This is a genomic window from Streptomyces tauricus, assembly GCF_014650955.1.
GTDB classification, from domain to species: Bacteria; Actinomycetota; Actinomycetes; order Streptomycetales; family Streptomycetaceae; genus Streptomyces; species Streptomyces tauricus.
Genome location: NZ_BMVY01000005.1, coordinates 1 through 20,591, shown reverse-complemented (window position 1 = coordinate 20,591; position 20,591 = coordinate 1). Strand labels below are relative to the sequence as shown.

The window sequence follows — 20,591 nt, the reverse complement described above, 5'->3', positions numbered from 1 at the left end:
AGGCCCGAGCCACCTCCGGTACCGGTCCAGCGGATGTCGCCGCCGCCGTCCCCGTCGCCGCCCCCGCCGCCGCACCCCGAACTGCTGGTCTCGTCGAAGGCGAAGGCGCTGAAGTCACGGCCTCCGGAGCAGCGGCTGACCACCACCCAGGTCGGCAAGGCACTGCAGCTGGCGCCGGGGACCTTCGAGTGCCGCGGACTCGTGATCACCAACGTGCGGGAACTCCGGGTCGCCTTCGCCTCGCCGCCCGAGTGGCTGAAGGACGCCCACCGCGCCCTCGCGGCCCAGCGGGCAGCCGGCCAGGCGCGCAGGTCGGCGGAAGCGGCGACCACCGAGCACGAGGCTCATCCGGCCACCCCCGCCCACCCGGAACCCCGGCCCCAGCCCCGAAACCAAGCCCAGACCCAGTGCGAGCCCCCGCATCCACACATGCTGATCTCGACCCGGGTGGAACGGCTGCTCACCCGGCCGCACGATCAGCCGTTGGAGCCCGGCCAGATCACCAAGGCCCTCCAGATCGCCCACGCCACGAGCGTGAAGCAACACCTGCACGTGAGGACCGTCGGCGACCTCGCCGCCCTCTTCCACAGCCCACCCGACTGGCTCCTCGACCTCCACCGCAAACTCGCGGCCGAGCGCACGGTGTGAACCACGCCCACGGCGTCACCTCGGCGTCACCTCGGCGTCACCTCGGCGTCGCCTCAGCGCGCGGGCCGTTCGGGAATCCCCGGAAGAACCTTCTCGACGAGTTCGAGGAGAACGCTGTCGTTCGGCAGGGTCCCTGACGTGCTCCACACGGAGATGTCGCAGTAGCCGCCCCGGTCTCCGCGGTCCAGCGCCACGGACACGGACCTGGCCAGGGGGCCCTCTTCGACCGGCCCGCCGGATCCGCTGCTTCCGAGGTCGATCTCGAACCTCATGGTGTGAGCGGAGGAGAGGACCGCGGGCCGGCCGAGAACCTTGAGCCGCTTGACGTCCGTCTCCTCCCCGAACTTCATCAGCTGCACGTATTGGTCGATCGTCAGCTCGTTGTACGTGGCCGAGACATTCACGGTGTACGTGTCGAACGTGACCGAGGCCTCCGGCTGGGCGACCTTCTCGTCCGTCAGGGGAGCGGTGTTGTTGGTGCTGGAAACGGTGCTCGCGGTCTCTCCGGGCGTACCGAGCAGTGCGGCCAGATCCGCCCGGTTGAGTACCTTGCACAGTTCTTCGCCGGTCACGGGGCGGGGCGTGTCCTGGTAGACCTTCGGAAGCTCCTCGTGCGACCCGTCCGAACACGAGGGAGGCTGCGGGGTGTTGTCCTCGGACGGCATGAAGCGCGGGCCCGCCCACAGCGCGACCGCGAGCGCCCCGAACAGGGCCAAGGCCGCGGCGGCCTGCCCCCAGGCGTTCGGCTCCTTCTCAGGAACAGCCGGACTCGGCCGCGGCAGGATCCCGACCTGAGCCTGAGCCTGAGCCGGGGCCTGCGGCTGCGGCTGCGGCTGGGCCTGAGCCTGCGGCTGGGCGACAACTCCGCCTGCCACCAGGCCCGCACCCCCTCCCGCGCTCCCTCCCGCATCCCCGGAGCCCGCCGGACTCGGATTCCGGCGCGCACGCAGGGCCCGGATCACCACATGGACACGTATCGCGGTGAACACGAGGAACACCGTGCCGAGGCCCGCCGCGACCCGATCGTGATCGTGGACGGCGAGATACATGATCCGTACGCCCAGGACCGAACCGACCACGATGAGCAGGGGCTCACGGACCCAGAACGGCAGGAGACGGAGGAGGAAACCGAGCATCGGGCGATCTCATCAGGACAAGATCACATCCGCTGTGACGGAAGCCACAGTTCCGGGAAAAACACCAGGCAGCGGGGGCAACCCTCCCCCCACCTCACGAGTCACACAGACGCCATTCGTCACCTCTCACCCACCATCTGTCTCGTCACCCAGTTCCCCTGGTCCGGAAAGGGCCCCACTCCCCGTGCAGACTCGTACCCGGCTGACCGCGGTGGCCGCGACGGCCGCCCTCGTCGCCACCGGCGGCCTGATCACCGCCACGCCCGCCTCCGCGGCCGTCACCTGCGCCTCCCCTCTCTGGAAGGCGCAGTACTTCGGCAACTCCGCTTTCAGCGGCACACCGAAGCTGACCGCATGCGACTCCGCCATCGCCGAGAACTACGGGCACGGCGACCCGCCCGGCGTCACGCTGCCGAAGGACAACTTCTCCGTCCGCTGGTCCCTCACCCGGGACTTCGGCTCCGGCGGCCCCTTCCGGCTCTCCGCCGCCACCCAGGACGGCATGCGCGTCTACGTCGACGGTGTGCGGAAGATCAACCTGTGGAAGAACGTCTCCACCACCGCCCGCAAGACCGTCGACCTGACCGTCCCGGCCGGCAAGCACACGCTCCGCGTGGACTACGTCGCCTGGACCGGCGCGGCCCAGGCCGCGTTCACGTACACCCCGCGCACCCAGGCCGCCGTCGACACCGTAAAGCCGCTCGCTCCGACCGGCTTCAAGGGCACGTACGACCAGGACACCACGAAGACGACCCTGCGCTGGACGGCGAACAAGGAGATGGACCTCGCCGGTTACCGCGTGTACCGCCGGCAGGGCACCGCCCCATGGGCGAAGGTCAGCGGTACGTCGCCGCTCACCTCCCTCTCCTTCGTGGACGCGACGCCCGCCACGGGCCAGACGTTCCTGTACGAGGTGCGCGCCGTCGACAAGGCGGGCCGCGAGTCCGCGGGCAGCTCCGACGCCTCCGCCGCGACCGTGGACCGTACGGGCCCCGCGGCGCCGACCGGTCTCAAGGTCACGGGAGACGCCTGGTGGGCCGACCTGGCCTGGCAGGCAGGCGCCGACGCCGCGACGTACGAGGTGTACGCGGCCCCCGCGGCCACCGGCCCGTTCGAACTCCTGGGCACGACGACCACGACGTCGTACCGGGCCAACGCGCCCGTGAACACCGCCCGTTACTACCGGGTCCGCGCGCTCGACTCGCTCGGCAACCCGTCGCCGTACACCACCGTCACGGGCGACGGCGTGGACCGGACCCCGCCGAAGTCGCCCACCTCCCTCGGCTCCGTCGTCCGCGTGGGCCACACCGAGGTGTACTGGAAGCAGCCCGACGGCTTCTTCGAGGACTTCAACAACGGCGGGACGTACCGCGTCTACCGTTCGCCCGGCAAGACCCTCGACCCGGCCGCGCTCACCCGGGTGACCTGCGCGGAGGAGAGCGACGAGACCGGTACCGGCGGCATCTGCCGGGACCTGGACATGCCCGCGGGCACGTACGTGACGTACGCGGTCGCGGCGGTCGACCCGGCCGGCAACGAGTCGGCGCTCTCGGCCCCGCTCGTCGTCCGCACCGGCGACCGCGTCGCGCCCGGCCCGGTCACCGGTCTGCGGACCACCCCGCGGGCCGACGGCATCCTGCTGAACTGGGCGGCCTCGACCGAGGACGACGTGGAGCGTTACGTGGCCTGGACGGGCACCCGCCAGGCCGACGGCACGGTCAAGTGGCTGGGTTCCGCCGAGTGCAGGGAGGGTACGAGCGACCCGCTGGCGGTCCTCTGTGGCGACCTGCCGGACGGCGAGACGCACGTGTACGCGGTCGTCGCCAGGGACCGCTGGAACAACGCGCTGCACCCGAGCGACCCGAAGGTCACCGCCGTCGAGGCCACCGAACTGGACATCCGGCCGTCCGCGACGGTCACCCGGGACTGGAACCTCGGCACCGTCGCCCACGGAACGGTGATCGGCGGCCCCGACGAGGACGGCCCGTCCATCGGCTGGAGGTGCACGGCGACAGCGGCGTGCGACACCGTCGCGGGCTACCGGATCAGCCGCTGGAACCCGACCACGAAGGCGTACGAGCCCCTGCACACCGGACTCCTCCCGGCACGGACCGAGACCTACACGGACACCACGGCCACCCGCGGAAGCACGCACTTCTACACCCTGCAAGCAATACGCCCCGACGGCAGCGTCGTGGGTACGCACGTATGGCACTGCGTGTTCCAGGACCGCGTCTAGCGGAACGGGGAGTCCGTCGGGCCACGGGGTCCTGGGCACGCGAAGGACGGCGCCCAGGACCCCCGGGTCAGGCCCAGCCGCGTGCCCAGCCTTCCGGCGCGGGGTGTGGCCAAAACACCGAAACGACCTACCAGCAAACAAGCCCCAGGCTGTCGACCTGGGGCTCGGATTACGAGCGTCTGCGAAGCGAGGTCTTCGATGGGCCAGCTCGCGCAGGGCCGGCGAATCACGCCCGTCGGCAAGCGCATGCGCGGCGAGCATCGGGAGCTCCTCGGGAGGGAGTACTTCCGCCACGTACTGCCAAGCGCTGCACTGCAGTCGGTCCATGCGCTCATCGTGCGGGCACCGAGACGTCCCGGACCAGCCGATTACGGAACGAGCCGCCTACGGTGACGAGTCGCTGAGTGGCAGGTCGGTGTCGCAGAACGCGAAGGGGTTTCGCTGCCCTTCGAGTCCTGAGGAGTCCTCGCCCCATGCGTCCAGCGCATCGATCGCTCGTTCGCGGTGCTGCCACAGCTCGCTCGTGCCCAACACCTCCCGGATCAGGGGTGTCAGGTCCTGCCGATGGTGCAGCAGCCGAGGATCGTCGAGGAGCGGGACGCAGGCTGCGATCGCCGCCTCGCGTACGTGAAGATCGGCGTCGTCTGTCGCATCAAGCACGGCGGTGAACAGCAGGGGGCGTATCTCAAGGATGCCCAGAGCCGGCGGGTAGCCGTCGAGCGGGAAACCGAACCGCCGGCTGGCCTTCTCCGCCTCATCGGTGACCTCGTTCGCGACGGAAGCGATCCAGGCCAGCAGTTCGGCGCGCATGGGCCCGGGGAAAGAACCGCGTTCCTTGTCGATACTCCAGGCCGTTCGCGGGTCCGCAAGGAGCGCGGCCACGTAGAGAGCCGTGGGCACGGTTGCGCTGTAGAGGGTGTTCTGGTGGTGCAGGGTGCCGTACAGATAGTCGAGCGCCTTGGTTCGCACGCCCTGATCGGGATCCGAAAGCGCGGCCAGCTCCACGGGCGCGTCAGTGGCAGACCCGTAAGCGTGCTCCAGCGCAGCCCAGTCGGTGGTCGCCAGTGTGCGACGAGGGTCGGGAAGACCGCTCGGCGAAGAGTCGCAGGCATGCGTCATGGGACCCGCCCCAGAGGTTTGGAGTACTGCTCCGGACGACTGCGGCGCCGGGCCTCGACCGCGTCCGGCGTCTCGGCTGCCGAGCCGGCACGGACCGGCTGGCGGAGGCCGGTGAAGCAGTCCGGTCCTCGCGGACCCGGTACCGGGTCGATGTCAACGAGGAGGCGGTACCCCAGTCCGGGTGAATGCCGTTCGTCACTGGCTACCCCTCACCCGCGTCCACCGGCCCCGAAGGCCAGCGCCGTACCCAAGCTCTCTGCTCCACGGTAGCCGGGCAGGCGAAGGGCACGGAATCGTGCCCCGCGGCACGCTATGCCATATTCAATGGCATGCTCGACGTGTGACTGATGACGACGTGGACTTCCCACCCGGCGATGGCCCCACCAGTGGTATCTCCGTCACTCTGACCGCCGGAACTCTGCATGCGATCCGCGAGCGGGTCGGCAAGCGAGGCGTCTCGGCCTACCTGGAGAAGGCGGCCCAGCGCCAGATCGAGCGGGACAACTTGGACGAGCTGGTCGCGGACTTCGACGAGGTGCACGGCCCGGCCGACCCCGAGGCCGTGGCGGCCAAGCGCGCCCGGCTGCTCGGAGACGCCTCCAGTGCTGGAAAGTCCGCGTGAGCGGTGTCCTGGTCCTGGACAGCGAGGGCCTGGCAAAGGCCGTACAGCGTGATCGGGAAATTCATGAGTGGCTGACGGCGGCTCGCGACGCGGACCTGTCGGTGTTCACCTCGGCCGCCGTGCTGGTCGAGGTGATCCACCCGCAGATGAACGACGCGGCACTGAAGTGGACCCTGTCCCGCCTGAGCGTTGAGCCGGTCACCCAAGCCGTTGCGCAATCCGCTGCCGCTTTGCTGCGTGCGGCGGGGCTGCACGGCCACAAGTACGCCATCGACGCGATGGTGTGCGCGACCGCCCTGCAGCACCCCGGCCGGGTGACCATCCTGACTTCGGACGTGGAAGACATCGGGTTGCTCACTGCCGAGCATCCACGCCTGAGCGCGGAGAAGGTGTGAGTCAAGGAGCCTTGCAGAGACGGCGCTCGCTGTGGGCGGCCGCCATGAAGTGGTGAGCCCTACTTACCCAACCATCCGGCACGGATCCGGCACGCGACGAGTGATCCGCGAGGACAGCAAAAAGGCCCGGGTCGATGACCTGGGCCTTCTTCGTGGAGCGGGTGACGAGAATCGAACTCGCACTCTCAGCTTGGGAAGCTGATGTTCTACCACTAAACTACACCCGCGTAAGACGCCGGATACGAGTTGTCGTGCCGGGTCGGAAACGCGGATTCACCATACCCCATGCCAGGCCCCCGGTGCTGAAGCCGTGGGGCCCGGGAGCGTTTCGGGGGATGGACGGGGCTGCGAGGCGCGGGAGTTGAGGCGTACGGTGGGGGCGCTGGAGAGGGGTCAGGCGGGATCGGAGTGCCGCCTGGAAGGCCGTCCCTTTCATCCCGTAATGTGGCTTCCTCTTCAGTCAGACGCGGCTCTTGGGGAAGGGACTCTGAGGACTTGATGGAACGCAGCACCGTCGTCCGTTGTGCCGAGGGGCACGTGTTCAGCACCGCATCGCTTCCGATGCAGCAAGCCGATCGGCTCGGTCCCGGCCGGCTGATCCGTTGCCCCCGTTGCACCCGGCTCCGCAATGTCGTACCGGTGGAGTTCGAGAAGCGCTGACCGCGACGAAGCGGTCGGGCAAGTAAGCATGCAGGCAGCCAGGCAGCCAGGCAGCCAGGCAGCCAGGCAGTCAGTAGGTCGGTGGTTCAGCAGTCGGTGGTTCAGTAGCTCGCGGGTCCGTCACGATCAACCGATTGTGGCGGGCCCGTTCGCTCTGCGTATCCTCGGGGCGTGCTTCTCTCTGACAAGGACATCCGGGCCGAGATCGACGCCGGGCGTGTGCGGATCGATCCCTACGACGAATCCATGGTGCAGCCCTCAAGCATCGATGTGCGGCTCGACCGCTACTTCCGGGTGTTCGAGAACCACCGGTACCCCCATATCGACCCCTCCGTCGAGCAGGCCGATCTGACGCGGCTCGTCGAGCCCGAGGGGGACGAGCCGTTCATCCTGCATCCCGGGGAGTTCGTGCTGGCCAGTACGTACGAGGTCATCAGCCTGCCCGATGATCTCGCCTCCCGGCTCGAGGGCAAGAGTTCGCTCGGGCGGCTCGGGCTCGTGACCCACTCCACCGCCGGGTTCATCGATCCCGGGTTCTCCGGGCACGTGACCCTTGAGCTGTCCAACCTCGCGACCCTGCCCATCAAGCTCTGGCCGGGGATGAAGATCGGGCAGCTGTGCATGTTCCAGCTCAGCTCGGCGGCCCAGTTCCCGTACGGCAGCGACCGGTACGGGTCCCGCTACCAGGGGCAGCGCGGTCCGACCGCCTCCCGCTCCTTCCTCAACTTCCATCGGACCCAGGTGTGAGCGGGAGCGACCAGGACATGAGCGGGAGCGACCAGGGCATGAGCGACGTGCGCGAGAATCTGACGTACGAGGGGTTCGGCACCGCCGTTCGTGAGCTTGCCCAGACCATCGCCGACGACGGGTACGAGCCCGACATCGTGCTGAGCATCGCGCGCGGCGGTGTCTTCGTGGCCGGCGGCCTCGCCTACGCCCTCGACTGCAAGAACATCCACCTCGTGAACGTCGAGTTCTACACCGGCGTCGGCACCACCCTCGACATGCCGGTCATGCTCGCGCCCGTGCCCAACGCCATCGACTTCTCCGACAAGAAGGTGCTGATCACGGACGACGTGGCCGACACCGGCAAGACGCTGAAGCTCGTGCACGACTTCTGCGTCGACGCCGTCGCCGAGGTGCGTTCCGCCGTCATCTACGAGAAGTCGCAGTCACTGGTGAAGTGCGAGTACGTGTGGAAGCGCACCGACGAGTGGATCAACTTCCCGTGGAGCGTCGAGCCGCCCGTCGTGAAGCGGGACGGACAGGTGCTCGACGCCTAGGCCTCGACGGGCCTCGCCTCCCCTTATGTCTCGACCCGGGCCGCCCGGTCCAGCCCTTCCACCGGGATCCACAGTTCCGCGTCCGCCTCCTTCCCGTCCCGGGTCAGGTGGGTGCGCAGGATCTCCGGGCCCGGCCTGCTCTGGTACGGGTTGGACGGGAACCACTGTGTGAACACGTCCCGCCACATGTGCTGGAGTGCCAGCGGGAACGGGCCCGAGCTCTCGAAGACCGCCCATGTGCCCGGCGGCACGGTGAGGGTGTCCAGGTCCAGGTCGGCGGGGGGCGTGGTGCCGGTACCGGTCACCACCGCGTGGTAGTAGTCCAGTTCCGTTCCCTCCGCCCTGCTCGGGTCGAGGTTGTCGCTCACCCCCACGATCCCCCGCGGCTCCTGGTCGGACAGGGCGGCGATCCGCGCCACCGTGTCCGGGGCCAGGCCCCGGATGAACCCCGCGATCTCCGGGTTCATCCCCTCGTGGACCAGCGGGACCCGGATTCTCTTCCCGACCACCCGGAATTCCTCTTTTTGTACGATCTTGTATCGCATGCTGCTGCTCCCCTCTACGACCAGGCGGAAGGACAGCCGGGGCTGGGAGGTCAGGGCGGCGCCGGTCCGGCGGGCCTCTCCCGGGCCCACGCCGTGCACCGCGCGGAACGCCCGCGCGAACGCCTCCCCCGAGCCGTAGCCGTACCGCACCGCGATCTCCAGCAGCGTCCGGTCCCCGGCCAGCACCTCGGCGCCCGCCACGGTGAGCCGTCTGCGCCGGATGTACTCGGACAGCGGGAGCCCCGCCAGCGCGGAGAACAGCCGGCGGAAGTGGTACTCCGACGTCATCGCGATCCGCGCCAGTTCGGTCACCTCGATCGGCTGATCGAGACGCGACTCGATGTGTTCCAGAGCCTCGTTCAGTCGCTCCAGCAACTCGGCCTCCTTCCTTTGCGTCCTCCACGTTAGGAACGTCCTACCGTGCCGGACCCGACAGTTCGTGCCCGGTTCGGTCGGGGGCACCGCGCCCGTCGGCCAGTTAGAGAAACGCTTGCGTTTCGTTTTCGGCTTCCGTAGTTTGGGTGTACGAAACCGTTTCGTATCGATCCGCGATCCGGGATCCGCGATCAGCTCACAGAAGATCAGAGAAGAGGGGAGGGGCGCCGTGACCGTACTGCTGGCCGTCGCCCTCTCCCTCATCTCCGCCCTCTGTTACGCCACCGCCGCCGTCGTCCAGGAACGGACCGCCGCCGGTGACGCGCGTCTGCGCTCCACGCTCGCCCGCCCGTCCTGGTGGGGATCCGTCGCCCTCAACGGCGGCGGGGCCCTGCTGCACGTGGTGGCCCTGCGGTACGGGCCGCTGACCCTCGTACAGCCGCTCGGCGCGCTGAGTCTGGTCGTGGCGGTGCCACTCGGGTCGCTGGTCACGCGGCGACGGACCTCCGGAACGCAGTGGCGCGGCACCGCCTTCACCCTTGTCGGGCTCGCCGCGCTGCTCGCCGCCACCGCGTCGGGCGCCGCGCCGGTCGACACCCTGGGGACCGGCGAGGTGCTGCTCGTCGCGCTCGTCGCCGCCGGTGGTGTCGTGGCGCTCGTTCGTCTCGCCTCCGGCCGGCGATCCGCCACCCCGGGCGGCGGTCTCGCCTTCGCGGCGGCCTCGGGCATCGCCTCCGGGGTCGGCTCCACGCTGGCGCAGAAGCTCGCCGTCGGCCCCGCGCCGACCTGGGGCGTCGCGGCGGTCGCGGTCCTGACCGTGGGCTTCGCGACGGCGGGGGTGCTGCTCTCGCAGCAGGCGTACCGCAGCGGCCTCGGCGGGCCGCTCGCCGTGCTCACCCTGGTCAATCCCGTCGCCGCGTCCGCCATCGGCGTCACCCTGCTCGGCGAGGGTGTCCAGTACGGAGGGTTCGGCGGCCTCGGGGGCCTGCTGGCCCTGGCCGGTGCCGCCGCGGCCACCCGTGGTGTCGTCCTGCTCAGCCTGCCCCGGGCCGAAGCGGAGCGGGAAGTCCCGGTCCAGGAGACCGGGAGCGGGAACGGGAGCGGGAGCGTCGGCAAACTGACCGACATCGTCAACCTCACCGGCATGAGCCGGGCCACCCTCTGAAAGATGGAGAACGTAGAACATGACCATGACCATGACCGCCCTTGAGATTCCCGTACGGGCCGCCGTGCGCGCCGCCGGACTCGTGGACGTACCCGCCGTGGTGCGGCTGATCACGCAGAGCTCCGCCGGGCACTCGGAGCAGGCCCAGCGCGCCATGCGGCTCGTGCTGGCCCATCACGCCCTGGAGCAGGGGCAGGTGTGGGTGGCCGAACGGGACGACGACGGCACGCTGCTGGCCGCCGCCATCTGGCTGCCGCCCGGAACCGGCACCGACCCTCCCGGACCGCACCTCAGGAGCGTCCTCTCCCGCGAACTCGCCACCGGCCGTTCCGCCGCCGAACCCGCCTTCTGCCTGCCGCGGCACGGGTTCCTGTCGACCGTGCTGCAGGCGGCCGTGCCCGGTCGGTCGATGTCGTACTGGACGCTGGTCGCCGTCTGCGCCCCGGACGAGACGGATGCCTGGGACCGTACGGTGGTCGACACTCTGCTGGCTCCCGGGCTGCGGGCCGTCGACGAGCAGGACGCCACCGCCGTCGCGGTCACGCTGTCCGCACGGCACGGGGACCAACTGCGCCACCTCGGGTTCCGCGGGCCGCGGCAGGCGAGCGTCGCGCCGGGCGCGAGCGTGTGGCTCACGACCCGGCATGCGTTGGTGGAGGCCGCCGCCTGAGCGCGGTCGTAGACGCGCGGCCTGGGCGCGCTCGCAGTCGCGCCCAGGCCGGCCCCGGCCACCGGCCCCGGCTCCTGGCCCCGGTTACTGGCAGACCACCGGGATGCGCTGGACCTCGTTGTTGGCGAAGCCTCCCCGGTTCCATGGCTGGGTGAGGGGCTGGGCCGTGCCCTCGGCGTCCGTGGCGCGGACCGTCAGGACGTGGCGGCCGGGGGTCGCCGTCCAGGGCGCGTGCCAGTGGCGCCAGGCCCACGGACCGCCCTCGGGCGCGGCGAGTTCGGCGGTCCGCCAGGACACGCCGTCGTCCGCGCTGACCTCGACCTTCGTGACCGGCGCGCGGCCCGACCAGGCCCGGCCCTCCAACCGCACGGGACCGGGGCGTACGACCCGGGTGCGGGACATGAAGTCGGGGAAGCCGGGCGGGATCATCAGCGCGCGCGGGGCGATACGGGTGACCGGTTCCCCGGGGTCGTCGGGGGACTGGCGGAAGCGGTACGCCACCGCCTGCTGGAAACCGGTGAACGGGGTGTCGGTCAGCTCGATGTCGGTCAGCCACTTCACATGGGCCATGCCGTACCAGCCGGGGACGATCAGGCGCAGCGGATAGCCGTGCTGCGGTGGCAGCGGGGCGCCGTTCATCTCGTACGCCACCAGGACCTCGGGGTCGGCGGCGGTCGCGTCCGCGACGGTGAGGCTGCGGCCGTAGTCCTGTTCGACGCCGCGTTCCACTCCGTGGTCGGCCCCCGTGAAGACCGCCTCGACGGCGTCCGGCTCCACTCCCGCCTCGGCGAGCAGCGTCCGCAGGGGTACGCCCGTCCAGTCCGCCGTGCCGACCGCCTCGACCAGCCAGGGCTGGCTCACGGGGCGCGGGTCGAGCCGGGCGCGGCCGTTGCCCGCGCACTCCATCGTCACGCGGTGGGTGACCGGCGGGAGGGCGCGCAGGGCGGCCAGGTCCAGGGTCAGGGGCGTACGGACGCGGCCGTGGATCCGCAGGGTCCAGGTGTCGGCGTCGGCGGCCGGTATGTCGTAGTGGACGAGGATGTAGTGCAGTCCTGGCGGGGTCACGTCGTAGCGCAGGGCCTCCAGGGGGAGGCCGTGGTTGCGGGCCGCGAGGGCGAGTTCCTCGTGGCTGATCCCCTCGTCGGGGGCGGCCACGCGGCCGGGTGCGCTGACCGGAGCGGCGGCGGCAGCGGTATCGGCAGCGGCAGCGGTGACGGCGGTGGCATCGGTGACGTCCATGGCCCCCATGGTGCTCCCCGGCGGCCGGTCCTGGCACCTGTCCGTCTCAGCGGGGCCGGAGCCGCACTCGGAGCCGGAGGCGGAGCCCTGAACGGCCTTCGACCCCGAACGGCCTGGAGGCCGGACCGCGAGCGGCCGGCCTCCAGTACGCGGGATGTGCGCGGGCAGTACGCGGGATGCGCGCGGGGGCTGCTAGAACGTGCCCAGCTTGATGATCGACAGCAGGGCGATCAGCTGGATCGCCGACGCTCCCAGGGCCTTGGGCCACGGCAGGTCGTGCGACTTGCCGACCATCAGCGTGAACAGCGCGCCGGCCGCCACCCAGGTCGCCCAGCCGAGGATCCGTACGAACGGCGCGTCGCCGCTCGCGAACATCGCGACGACCAGGCGCGGCGCGTCCGTGAGCGACATGATCAGCATGGAGAGGCCGACCGTGGGCTGCCAGGCGCCGTCACCGCCGAGCTGGCGGGCCAGGGTGTGCGTGACCACGCCCAGGATGAACGCGCTGAGCACGATCGCGACCGCCGTCACCAGGACGATGGGGACCGCGTTCGACAGGGTGGCGTTTATGGCGTCCGCGCGGGCGCCGTCGAAGCCGAAGACGGCCAGCAGACCGTAGAGGAACGTCACGATGAGGGCGGGGCCCCACATCGTGTAGTCCCGCATGTGCAGGAAGGTCTGGTTCGGGCGCATGACGACGCCGCTCAGCAGCTGCTTCCAGTGCAGGGGCGGGCCGACGGGCGGTGCGGGCGTGCTGCCCGCACGGTAGGTGTCGCCCTGGCTGTACGGGTCCTCGCCGACGGAGAACGCCGTCGTGTGGCCCGGCTGGTTGGCCGCGTACGGGTCATGACCCTGCGGTTGCCGGCCCTGCGGGTGGTGGCCCTGCGGGGGATGGCCCGGGTCGCCGAAGTACTCCGGCTCACCGTGTCCGTTCCCCTGCGGCCACTGCTGCGGGCCGTTGCCGCCGCCCCCGCCGTACTGGGGCTGCTGAGGGTGGGCCCCGGGCGCGGGGGGATAGCCGTACGACGGGCCGCCCTGGGGGGCCTGCTGTCCGTACGGCTGCTGCCGCTGTTGTTGCGGAGGCGCCTGCTGCGTGCGGTTGTCCCGGCCGCGTCCGATCCTGAATCCAGCCACGTAATCGAACGTACCTGGTCCCACAGAGTCACGTGCCGGGCCCGGGGCATCGGACCCGGCTTTGCGGCCGACCTGTGACATCCCCTAGGGGGTCCGTCAGAGGTTTCGTCAGAGGCTGCTCAGGGTTTTGCCGTAGGTGAGCGCGCTCGTCGGGGCGGGCAGGCCCAGCCGGGCGGGGGTGAGGGCGTAGGAGCCGTCGGGGCTCGTGTGCGGGAACACCCACAGGCCACCGGAGTTGACGTTCTCGCCGGGGGAGCCGACGGTCAGGTCCGGCCTGCCGTCGTGATCGTAGTCGCCGCTCGCGACGGCCGCGCCGAAGGCGTCCCCCGCCTCCGCGGCGCCCGGTACGCGCGGGGTGCCCTGGTTGTACGCGACCGCGTTGCTCTCGCCGAACTCGTCGACCAGGCCGTTCTTCATGCCGAACAGCACGGTGGCCGCGCCCGCGCCCGCCCGGGTGCCGATCGCCTCGCCGGGGGCGCCCGCGACCAGGTCGTCGCGGCCGTCGCCGTTCAGGTCGGCGGCGGCGAGGGCCGCGCCGAAGCGGTCCCCGGACTCCGCGCGGCCCGGTACGCCGACCGTGTCCTGGTTCAGGGTCTGCTTGCGGAAGCCGAAGGAGCCGTCGGAGGCGGCGCCGTAGTGGATGTGGACACCGCCGCCCTGCGCGTACTCCTCGGGGCCGCACGGGTCGTCGATGTTCTCGTCGGCGATCTCGCGGCACTCGCCGAGGGCCAGGTCCTCGTGGCCGTCGCCGTCGAAGTCGCCGGAGGCGAGGGCGGAGACACCGGCGTTGTCCGTGTTCCACACGTTGGCCAGGGACTGCCCGGCCTTCTCCCACGCCCAGATCCGTACGTGGGACTGGGTGAACGGGTCGTTCGTCCAGTACCCCACCGCAAGGTCCGCCGCGCCGTCGCCGGTGAAGTCGCCGGTGGTCAGGATCGGGGCCCGGCCGCCCATGGGGGCGCCGACGACGGTGGCGGCGAGGCCGTCGGCGGTGCGCAGGACCACCTTGTCCTTGCCGCCGACCACGATGTCCCTGCTGCCGTCGCCGGTCAGGTCGGCCGCGGCGACCGACAGGCCGTACGCGGCGGAGGCGGCGGGGCCGGTGGTGACGTTGGAGCCGTGGCTCGGGCCGCCCTTCGCGCCGCCCACGACGACGACCACGCCGGCGTCCGTGCCGCGCCCGGTGATGTCCTCGCCGGGGGCGCCGGCGAGCAGTTCCGCGATGCCGTCGCCGTTGAGGTCCTCCAGGGCCACGGAGGCGCCGAAGCGGTCGCCCGCCTCCGGGGTGCCGGGTACTTCGGTGGTGGCCTGGGTGACGCGGATGCCGCCGTGGGCGCCGATGCCCTTCTTGCCGCCCCAGAGGACGTTGACGTACCCGGCTCTCGCCTTGCCGCTGACGGCGCCGTCCGGCACGCCCACGGCGAGGTCCGGGTAGCCGTCGCCGTTGAAGTCGCTGGTGGAGGGGGAGGGTTGGGGCGCGGGTGCCGCGGCCGCGGCGGGGGCGAGGGTCAGGGCCGAGGTGGCCGCTGCGGCGACGGTGGCGGCTGCGGCGGCGTACGTCCGTATGCGCACGGGGGCTCCAGGTGGTGGGGTGGCCGGCCTTAAAGGGACGGCCGGGTGGCCGAGACCGGGTGGTTCGGTTCGGTTCACCTGTGTGACATCTGGAGTAGGGGTGGGGTTGTGCGGGGCGGTGGTGAGCTGCGGGGCAGCGGGGCCGTGCCCGCCGACGGTTCGCGCCCGGCCCATCGCTTCCCGGTGCGCCCCTGATCCATGGGCGCGACCGGGCACGTATCAGGTGATGCGTGGGCGTGGCCGGTCACGGTGTACCTGGACTCACCCACCCCACCGCCGTCACTTGAGACGCAAGGGCACGCCCAGGTCGTTCGGTGTGAGGAGTTGGGTTCTCTTCGGGGCGAAGCCGTTGTCCGTGCCCGGTAGTACCAGGAACGCGCCCTTGCGTTTCTCGTAGAGCGGGGCGAAGACGACGGCGTCGGCGTGGTCGTCGCCGTTCACGTCCAGCAGTGGCGGCTGGTGGCCGAAGGCGTTCCAGTAGTGCGGGTTCGGGGTGCCGGGCAGGCCGTCGGTCTCGGCGTCGACGGTCTGCTCGCCGGCCGCCGACGGTACGCCCCCGGGTCCGCCGGGCAGCAGCGTGACCTTGCCGTCGTGGCGCCGGAAGTCCGGGGTGTTGACGACGATGTCCGGTCTGCCGTCACCGTCGACGTCGCCGACGGCCGGTGAACTCCCGTAGTCGATACGCCGTTTCGCGCCGCCCTCGCCCTCGATCACGGACTTCGCACGGCCGTTGCCCAGGCCCGACCTGTCGCCGTACAGGATGGTGAGCGCGCCGCCCTCCGCCGGCATGTCGGCCGGGGCCACCTTCAGCTGCGTGGGCAGGAGCAGGTCGTCGACGCCGTCGCCGTCCGCGTCGCCGGCGGCCGGGGTGCGGGGCCCGTCGAAGGTGCTCACGGCCTCGCCGATGGCCGGCTCGCGGGCGGTGTCCCGGACCAGTCCGTCCCGGCCGCCCTCGTAGTAGCCGACCATGTGCAGACCTTCGGGCGCGCTCTCGTCCTCCTCCGTGTCGAAGTCGTACGTGAACACGACCTCCGCCTTCCCGTCGGCGTCGAAGTCGCCGGTGGTGGCCGAGGAGGGGGCCGCGTACCCCTGCTGGTCCAGGTCCAGCGGGGCTCGGCGCTTCGGGGTGCCCTCGCGGTCGAAGGGGCCGTGCAGGAGCAGCCCGTCGGGGGCGGCCCCCGCCTCGAAGGCGTACCCCTTGCCGCCGTGGCCGCCGTCGAGCAGGTCGGTCGAGCCGTCGCCGTCGAAGTCGGCCGCGGCGAGCGGCCGGAACCCTTCGGGCAGGGCGGTGAGTTCGGTGGCGGGGCCCAGGCCGCGGGCGCCGCCGAAGAAGGCGAGGGTCGTCAGACGGGAGTCGCCCCTGCCGCGGCCGACGACCAGGTCGGTGTAGCCGTCGCCGTCGAGGTCGGTGCGCAGGGGGGAGGTGAAGTACGCGTACTTCTTGCCGGGTGACGTCCGCTGCGCGGTGGCCGGGGCGAGGCCGTCGCGGGAGCCGTAGACCACGACCAGGTTCTCCTCGGACCGGGACCTGTCCTTCGACTGCGAGGTGAGGACGGTGGTGAAGTCGTCGTAGCCGTCGCCGTTGAAGTCGCCGGGGCGGGGGTTCTCGGCGGGCTTTCCGGCACTGGGTTTCGTGGGGGCGGTGGCGGGTCGGTCGGGGGAAGCGGTCCCGCATCCCGTGACCCCGTATCCCGCGGACAGGCAGCAGCCGGCGACGAGCAGCGCGACGGCGGCCGACCGGGGGTCCGGGCGGCGCATCAGCTTTCCGCGCCGAGGAACTCCGAGGTGGAGAAGGTGAGTCCGGGCTTGCGTGCGAGCAGGTCCTTCTTGGCTCCCGGATACACGGCGATCGTGTCCTCGGTGTCCCCGCGGTAGGCGCGCACCACCAGGTCCGCCCGCTTGTCGCCGTCGAAGTCGGCCACCGTCAGGACCCGGGTGGTTCCTCCGGCGGGCGGCTGCACGGTCACCATGCCGGACGTGGACAGCCCGCCCGCGCGGCTCCTGAGAATCCTCAACTGCGAACCGCTGGAGACCAGTTCGCTCACCCCGTCGCCGTCGAAGTCCCCGGCGTCCAGGACCGTACCGGCGACGCCGAGTTCACCGCGCAGGGTGCCCGGGACCTCGTACCGCAGGGCCGTGGCGCGCATCGTGCCGATCGCCGCGTCGAGCCCCTTGCCCTTGCCGAACTGGCCGAAGGCGACGTCGACGCCCTTCGGGAGGGCGACCGCGGTACCGGCGGGGCCCGTCGGTCCGCCCAGGAGGAGGGCGGAGTCGGAGGCGCCCGACCCCTCGGCCGTACGCACCAGCAGGTCGTCGTAGCCGTCGCCGTCGACGTCCACGGCGGGGGACGCCGGGGCGTTGCCGGGCGAGGCGAGCGGCGCGCCGGCCGCCTTCGGGGCGCCCTTGTGGGTGAAGGGGCCGCGCAGATAGCTGAGGCGGCCGTCGGAGGCGTGCACGACGAGGTCGGCCGCCTCGTCGCCGTTGAAGTCGCCGCACACCGGCTGGTCCGGCCAGTCGTTGCCGAAACGTGCCTGCGCGGGGATTGCCAGCTTCACCGCCTTGCCGGACAGGCCCCGGGCCGAACCGAAGAGGATCTGCAGCGGCACCGGCGGCTGCCCCTGTCCGTCGTACGGCGGATCGGTCGACACGACGAGGTCGGTGAAGCCGTCCCCGTCGAGGTCGCAGCTCGCCTCGGCGTCGAAGACGGCGGGCGACTGGCCCTTGGTGGTGGCCGCGTGCTGCGCCGGGCTCAGCAACTGCCGTGCGCCGGGGACGAGTCCGCGGGCCGAGCCGTACACGATCCCGATACCGGCGTCGTCCCCGTGCGTGTCACGCTTCACGAGGTCGTTCAGTACGAGGTCGCGGTGCCCGTCGCCGTTGAAGTCGCTGTCGACCTCGCTGCCCTTGCCCAGCGGTACGGGGAGCCGGGCGGGGGCCTTGGCGACCGTGACGGGCTCGCGGCCGGCGGCGTCCGCCCCGTTCCCGCCGTCCGACCCGCCGCAGCCGGTGAGCAGCAGGGCGCACCCCGCCACAGCACTTGCCGCACGTATTCCGTTCTTCCCCATGGCCACGTCAACCCCGACCGCATCGCGAGACAACAACCTGCACATGATGCGGTGGGGAGTGGTCATAAGTCATCAGGGATGGTCGCCTTCGGGACTTCATCACGCTGTGAGTACGCGGTCAGTGGGCGATCAGTACGTGGTCAGTGCGCGGTCAGTATGCGATCAGTACGCGGTCAGTACGTGGGTGATCCGGGCGCAACGGTACGAAGCGCCCGGGTCGGCATCGTGTCGTTTGTCGCTCGTCATGACCTGCTGCTGTTCGAGCGGCCGAAGAACTCGATCTCCGCGATCGACACCTGCTTCTTGGCGTCGGCCGCGTAGGCCGAACGCAGGGTGAACCGCACCGCGACGACCTCGCCCACCCGGAACTTGCGGGCCTGGCCGCCCGCGCTCCGGTCCAGGGTGATGAACCGGGTGCTCTTCTTTCCGTCGGCGGTGGTGATCTGCGCCTCGATGCGCTTCGGGAGGGCCGACTCCTGGAGGTGTTCCTGCTTGGCCGAGACGCCGGAGGTGAACACCACGTCCAGCAGCCGGGTCGGCGTGTCGAAACGGGCCTCCACCCACTCGCCCTCACCGGACTGCGAGACCCCCGGACCCCACCAGGTGTTGCTGAGGCCGTCGAAGGCGAGCTGCGCGCTGTGCCCGGGGTACGAGCGGGACGCCCTGACGCTGTCCGGGCCGACCGGGGCGCGCTTGGCGAAGTGGTCGCGGGTCGCGTCGACGCCGTCGCCGATGTTGACGATGAGGGCGATGATCAGGCCCAGTACGGCGGCGCCGACGACCCAGTTCATGATGCGTCCGAAGCCGCGGCGCAGCCGGGGGCGTTCGCCCGCCCACGGGGTCTGCCCGTTGCCGAAGCTCAGCAGCCGGCGCCACCAGGTCTGCCGCTCCGGCGGACGCGGGCCGCCTTCCATGGGCATGGCGCAGCGGGCGCAGAAGTGCCGGTCGGGCCGGTTCGGGGTGGAGCACCACGGGCACGGCGGGCCGTCCATCGGGCCGGACTCGGGGCCCGGGGCGCGGACCTGGGGGCGGTCCGCCATCGGGACGCCCGGCAGCACGGGGGCGACGGCGGGGGTGACGGGAGCCCGCGGTTCGGGGTCGTTCACGGGGATGAGGAGGGACCTGGCCCGCTCGCCCGCGGTGTCGGTGGTGGCCGGGGGCGGGGCGCCGTGGCCGAGGGCCACCCTCGGCTCGGTGTCGGTGTCGTCCGCGTGGCCGCCGTTGGCCGTCCGGGGGGCGAGGGCGGAGAAGACGTCGGGGGCGGCCGGGTCGGCGGCCGCGGGGGCCGGGGCGGCGTTCCGCTGCTCGGGGATGGAGGTGCCCGCGCCGGGGCGGGGGGCGGCGGAGGCGGAGGCGTTCGGCGGGGTGGCCGCGGCCGGGGTGGACCCGGCGCCGGAGGCGTGCCCGCCGCCGTCGCGTCGGTGGGTCTCGTCGCCGGCGGGGTGACCCGGGATCCGGCCCGAGGCCGAACCGGCAGCCGTGGCCGGGGTGTCATGGGCGGCTCGGGCCGTACCCGTACCCGTACCGGCACCCGCACCCGCACCCGCACCGGACACGGCGAACGCGTCCCGCCCGGGGGCGTTGCGCGGGTCGCTGCCCGCGGTGCCGCCCTGACCGTTGGCCGTGCCGCTGCCCGGCGTGCTGCCCGATGCGCCGCCCGGGTCGTTGTCGGACCCGCGGCCGGTCGCGGAGTCCCGCGCGGGGGTGGCGGCTCCCGCGGCCACCGGGGCCGCGGCGTTGCGGCCGGTCCCCCAGCCGAGTACCGCACCGCAGGCATCGCAGAAGGACTGGCCGGGCTCCGCGCGGGTGCCGCACTCGGCACAGCTGCGCGCCGGCTCCTGTCCCGTGCCGGAGTTCTGGCTGGTCATCTCTCGATCGTCCTTTCGGCGGCGGTCACCTGGACCGTGTAGGGCATGTGGGCGGGACGGGCGGCTGCCACCAGGCTGTCGAGGCGGTGTTCGTCCGCCTGGGTCGGGTTGGGCAGCCGTAGCGCGACGTGCAGGCGCGGGCGGGGGTCGCCGGGGACCGGGCCGAGCGGCCGGGCGTCCCAGGAGGCGCCGCCGCTCTCGGTGATCTCCGGGGCCACGCCGAACACCAGGCGCACGGCCTCGGACAGGCCGCGGCTGGTGCCCCGTACCCGGTGCAGGAACGCGGCGGCGGCGACGGCGGCGCGCAGCCGGTCCTCGGGCTCGCTGCCGTCGGTCTCGGCGCCGACCCAGCCGGCCAGCCACCGCGTGAAGTCCACCGGTGCCAGGGACGGCGTGAAGTAGGAGTCCAGGTTGTCGAGGACGGCCAGGATCGGCGCGAGCACGTCGTCGAGCCCGCCGACGAACCGCTGCGCCAGATCGTCGTCGGCGAACACGGCGGGCAGCGTCATCCCGATGGGCGCGGACGATCCCAGCCCGTCGATGGACCCCCTCATGACCGGTCCCCCCTCACCTGCGCGGGACGGCCGCAGACACCGGAGGCCCCGACGACAGCCCGCGCGCCGGCCCCGGTGGGGCGGACCGCGCGGGCGGGATGATCCGGGCACCCGGGACGAGCCGTACGGCCCGTGGGGCGCGTCGGGGCGGTGCCGGGGCGGCGGATCCCGGCGGGCGCGGTCCGCAGCCGGGTTCCCCGCATCTGGGCGTCCCGCATCCGGGCGCTCCGTGCCACGGCTGCCCGCGCGGCGGCGCTCCTCGCCCCGGTCCGCCCAACCGCCCGGATCGACCAGGCGGTCGC

The 20,591-nt window shown here is 71.9% G+C and carries 18 protein-coding genes and 1 tRNA gene; 8 read left to right on the top strand and 11 right to left on the bottom strand.

The window, feature by feature from the left end:
- The first annotated feature begins 33 nt into the window (after positions 1–33).
- Positions 34–648, top strand: coding sequence for a hypothetical protein (locus IE278_RS10560; protein WP_189771063.1), 615 nt, complete (start codon positions 34–36; stop codon positions 646–648).
- A gap of 53 nt (positions 649–701) precedes the next feature.
- Here IE278_RS10560 and IE278_RS10555 read toward each other — a convergent pair whose 3' ends face one another.
- Positions 702–1,784: a DUF6215 domain-containing protein gene (locus IE278_RS10555; RefSeq protein ID WP_189771061.1), complete on the bottom strand. Its 1,083-nt coding sequence runs from the start codon at positions 1,782–1,784 to the stop codon at positions 702–704.
- 184 nt (positions 1,785–1,968) lie between these two features.
- On the opposite strand from IE278_RS10555, the gene IE278_RS10550 reads away from it, so the two are divergent.
- Positions 1,969–4,023: a PA14 domain-containing protein gene (locus tag IE278_RS10550; RefSeq protein WP_189771059.1), complete on the top strand. Its 2,055-nt coding sequence runs from the start codon at positions 1,969–1,971 to the stop codon at positions 4,021–4,023.
- Between the two features lie 384 nt (positions 4,024–4,407).
- Here IE278_RS10550 and IE278_RS10545 read toward each other — a convergent pair whose 3' ends face one another.
- Positions 4,408–5,028 carry a hypothetical protein gene (locus IE278_RS10545; RefSeq protein ID WP_246570242.1) on the bottom strand — a complete coding sequence of 207 codons (621 nt, stop codon included), beginning with the start codon at positions 5,026–5,028 and terminating at the stop codon, positions 4,408–4,410.
- A 454-nt stretch (positions 5,029–5,482) separates the two neighbouring features.
- Between IE278_RS10545 and IE278_RS10540 the strand changes: the two genes are divergently transcribed.
- Together IE278_RS10540 and IE278_RS10535 are read left to right on the top strand one after the other, a co-directional pair.
- A complete protein-coding gene (locus tag IE278_RS10540) occupies positions 5,483–5,764 on the top strand; it encodes a hypothetical protein (RefSeq protein ID WP_189771057.1) in 282 nt (93 codons plus the stop codon).
- Positions 5,761–6,159 carry a PIN domain-containing protein gene (locus IE278_RS10535; protein WP_189771055.1) on the top strand — a complete coding sequence of 133 codons (399 nt, stop codon included), beginning with the start codon at positions 5,761–5,763 and terminating at the stop codon, positions 6,157–6,159. The genes IE278_RS10540 and IE278_RS10535 overlap by 4 nt, the downstream gene beginning before the upstream one ends.
- A gap of 153 nt (positions 6,160–6,312) precedes the next feature.
- Here the strand turns inward: IE278_RS10535 and IE278_RS10530 are convergent.
- A tRNA-Gly gene (locus IE278_RS10530) sits at positions 6,313–6,386 on the bottom strand.
- A gap of 604 nt (positions 6,387–6,990) precedes the next feature.
- On the opposite strand from IE278_RS10530, the gene dcd reads away from it, so the two are divergent.
- Positions 6,991–7,566 carry a dCTP deaminase gene (gene dcd / locus IE278_RS10525; protein WP_189771053.1) on the top strand — a complete coding sequence of 192 codons (576 nt, stop codon included), beginning with the start codon at positions 6,991–6,993 and terminating at the stop codon, positions 7,564–7,566.
- A 38-nt stretch (positions 7,567–7,604) separates the two neighbouring features.
- Positions 7,605–8,102 carry a phosphoribosyltransferase gene (locus IE278_RS10520; protein WP_189771514.1) on the top strand — a complete coding sequence of 166 codons (498 nt, stop codon included), beginning with the start codon at positions 7,605–7,607 and terminating at the stop codon, positions 8,100–8,102.
- Positions 8,103–8,125: 23 nt separating this feature from the next.
- Here the strand turns inward: IE278_RS10520 and IE278_RS10515 are convergent, their stop codons facing one another.
- A complete protein-coding gene (locus IE278_RS10515) occupies positions 8,126–9,022 on the bottom strand; it encodes an AraC family transcriptional regulator (RefSeq protein WP_189771051.1) in 897 nt (298 codons plus the stop codon).
- Positions 9,023–9,251: 229 nt separating this feature from the next.
- On the opposite strand from IE278_RS10515, the gene IE278_RS10510 reads away from it, so the two are divergent.
- Both IE278_RS10510 and IE278_RS10505 read left to right on the top strand, forming a co-directional pair.
- Positions 9,252–10,187 (top strand): DMT family protein, encoded by a 936-nt coding sequence (locus IE278_RS10510; RefSeq protein ID WP_189771049.1) that lies wholly within the window; start codon positions 9,252–9,254, stop codon positions 10,185–10,187.
- A 19-nt stretch (positions 10,188–10,206) separates the two neighbouring features.
- Entirely contained in the window at positions 10,207–10,857 is a 651-nt protein-coding gene (locus IE278_RS10505; RefSeq protein ID WP_189771047.1) for a hypothetical protein, read from the top strand.
- Positions 10,858–10,941: 84 nt separating this feature from the next.
- On the opposite strand, the gene IE278_RS10500 is transcribed toward IE278_RS10505, so the two are convergent.
- From IE278_RS10500 to IE278_RS10470, 7 genes are all read right to left on the bottom strand, one after another.
- The gene (locus tag IE278_RS10500) at positions 10,942–12,096 is read right to left on the bottom strand and encodes a sulfite oxidase (RefSeq protein ID WP_189771045.1); all 1,155 of its coding nucleotides are present in this window, start codon (positions 12,094–12,096) and stop codon (positions 10,942–10,944) included.
- A gap of 192 nt (positions 12,097–12,288) precedes the next feature.
- The gene (locus IE278_RS10495; RefSeq protein ID WP_189771043.1) at positions 12,289–13,311 is read right to left on the bottom strand and encodes a Yip1 family protein; all 1,023 of its coding nucleotides are present in this window, start codon (positions 13,309–13,311) and stop codon (positions 12,289–12,291) included.
- A 27-nt stretch (positions 13,312–13,338) separates the two neighbouring features.
- Complete coding sequence (locus tag IE278_RS10490; protein ID WP_246570241.1) at positions 13,339–14,802, bottom strand: FG-GAP-like repeat-containing protein; 1,464 nt, start codon at positions 14,800–14,802, stop codon at positions 13,339–13,341.
- 279 nt (positions 14,803–15,081) lie between these two features.
- Positions 15,082–16,560: an FG-GAP and VCBS repeat-containing protein gene (locus IE278_RS10485; protein ID WP_189771039.1), complete on the bottom strand. Its 1,479-nt coding sequence runs from the start codon at positions 16,558–16,560 to the stop codon at positions 15,082–15,084.
- Entirely contained in the window at positions 16,560–17,867 is a 1,308-nt protein-coding gene (locus IE278_RS10480) for an FG-GAP repeat domain-containing protein (RefSeq protein ID WP_189771037.1), read from the bottom strand. Before IE278_RS10480 ends, IE278_RS10485 begins: the two co-directional genes overlap by 1 nt.
- Positions 17,868–18,109: 242 nt before the next feature.
- The gene (locus IE278_RS10475; RefSeq protein WP_189771035.1) at positions 18,110–19,735 is read right to left on the bottom strand and encodes an NADase-type glycan-binding domain-containing protein; all 1,626 of its coding nucleotides are present in this window, start codon (positions 19,733–19,735) and stop codon (positions 18,110–18,112) included.
- Positions 19,732–20,289 (bottom strand): phage tail protein, encoded by a 558-nt coding sequence (locus tag IE278_RS10470; RefSeq protein ID WP_189771033.1) that lies wholly within the window; start codon positions 20,287–20,289, stop codon positions 19,732–19,734. The genes IE278_RS10475 and IE278_RS10470 overlap by 4 nt, the downstream gene beginning before the upstream one ends.
- Between the last annotated feature and the right edge of the window lie 302 nt (positions 20,290–20,591).

What these genes read in the sequence shown, in the direction of transcription:
- IE278_RS10560 (WP_189771063.1), top strand. Translation starts at nt 34, where the DNA reads ATGTCGCCGCCGCCGTCCCCGTCGCCGCCCCCGCCGCCGCACCCCGAA.
- IE278_RS10555 (WP_189771061.1), bottom strand. Translation starts at nt 1,784, where the DNA reads ATGCTCGGTTTCCTCCTCCGTCTCCTGCCGTTCTGGGTCCGTGAGCCC.
- IE278_RS10520 (WP_189771514.1), top strand. Translation starts at nt 7,605, where the DNA reads ATGAGCGACGTGCGCGAGAATCTGACGTACGAGGGGTTCGGCACCGCC.
- IE278_RS10505 (WP_189771047.1), top strand. Translation starts at nt 10,207, where the DNA reads ATGACCATGACCATGACCGCCCTTGAGATTCCCGTACGGGCCGCCGTG.
- IE278_RS10500 (WP_189771045.1), bottom strand. Translation starts at nt 12,096, where the DNA reads ATGGACGTCACCGATGCCACCGCCGTCACCGCTGCCGCTGCCGATACC.
- IE278_RS10495 (WP_189771043.1), bottom strand. Translation starts at nt 13,311, where the DNA reads ATGTCACAGGTCGGCCGCAAAGCCGGGTCCGATGCCCCGGGCCCGGCA.
- IE278_RS10485 (WP_189771039.1), bottom strand. Translation starts at nt 16,560, where the DNA reads ATGCGCCGCCCGGACCCCCGGTCGGCCGCCGTCGCGCTGCTCGTCGCC.
- IE278_RS10480 (WP_189771037.1), bottom strand. Translation starts at nt 17,867, where the DNA reads ATGGGGAAGAACGGAATACGTGCGGCAAGTGCTGTGGCGGGGTGCGCC.
- IE278_RS10475 (WP_189771035.1), bottom strand. Translation starts at nt 19,735, where the DNA reads ATGACCAGCCAGAACTCCGGCACGGGACAGGAGCCGGCGCGCAGCTGT.
- IE278_RS10470 (WP_189771033.1), bottom strand. Translation starts at nt 20,289, where the DNA reads ATGAGGGGGTCCATCGACGGGCTGGGATCGTCCGCGCCCATCGGGATG.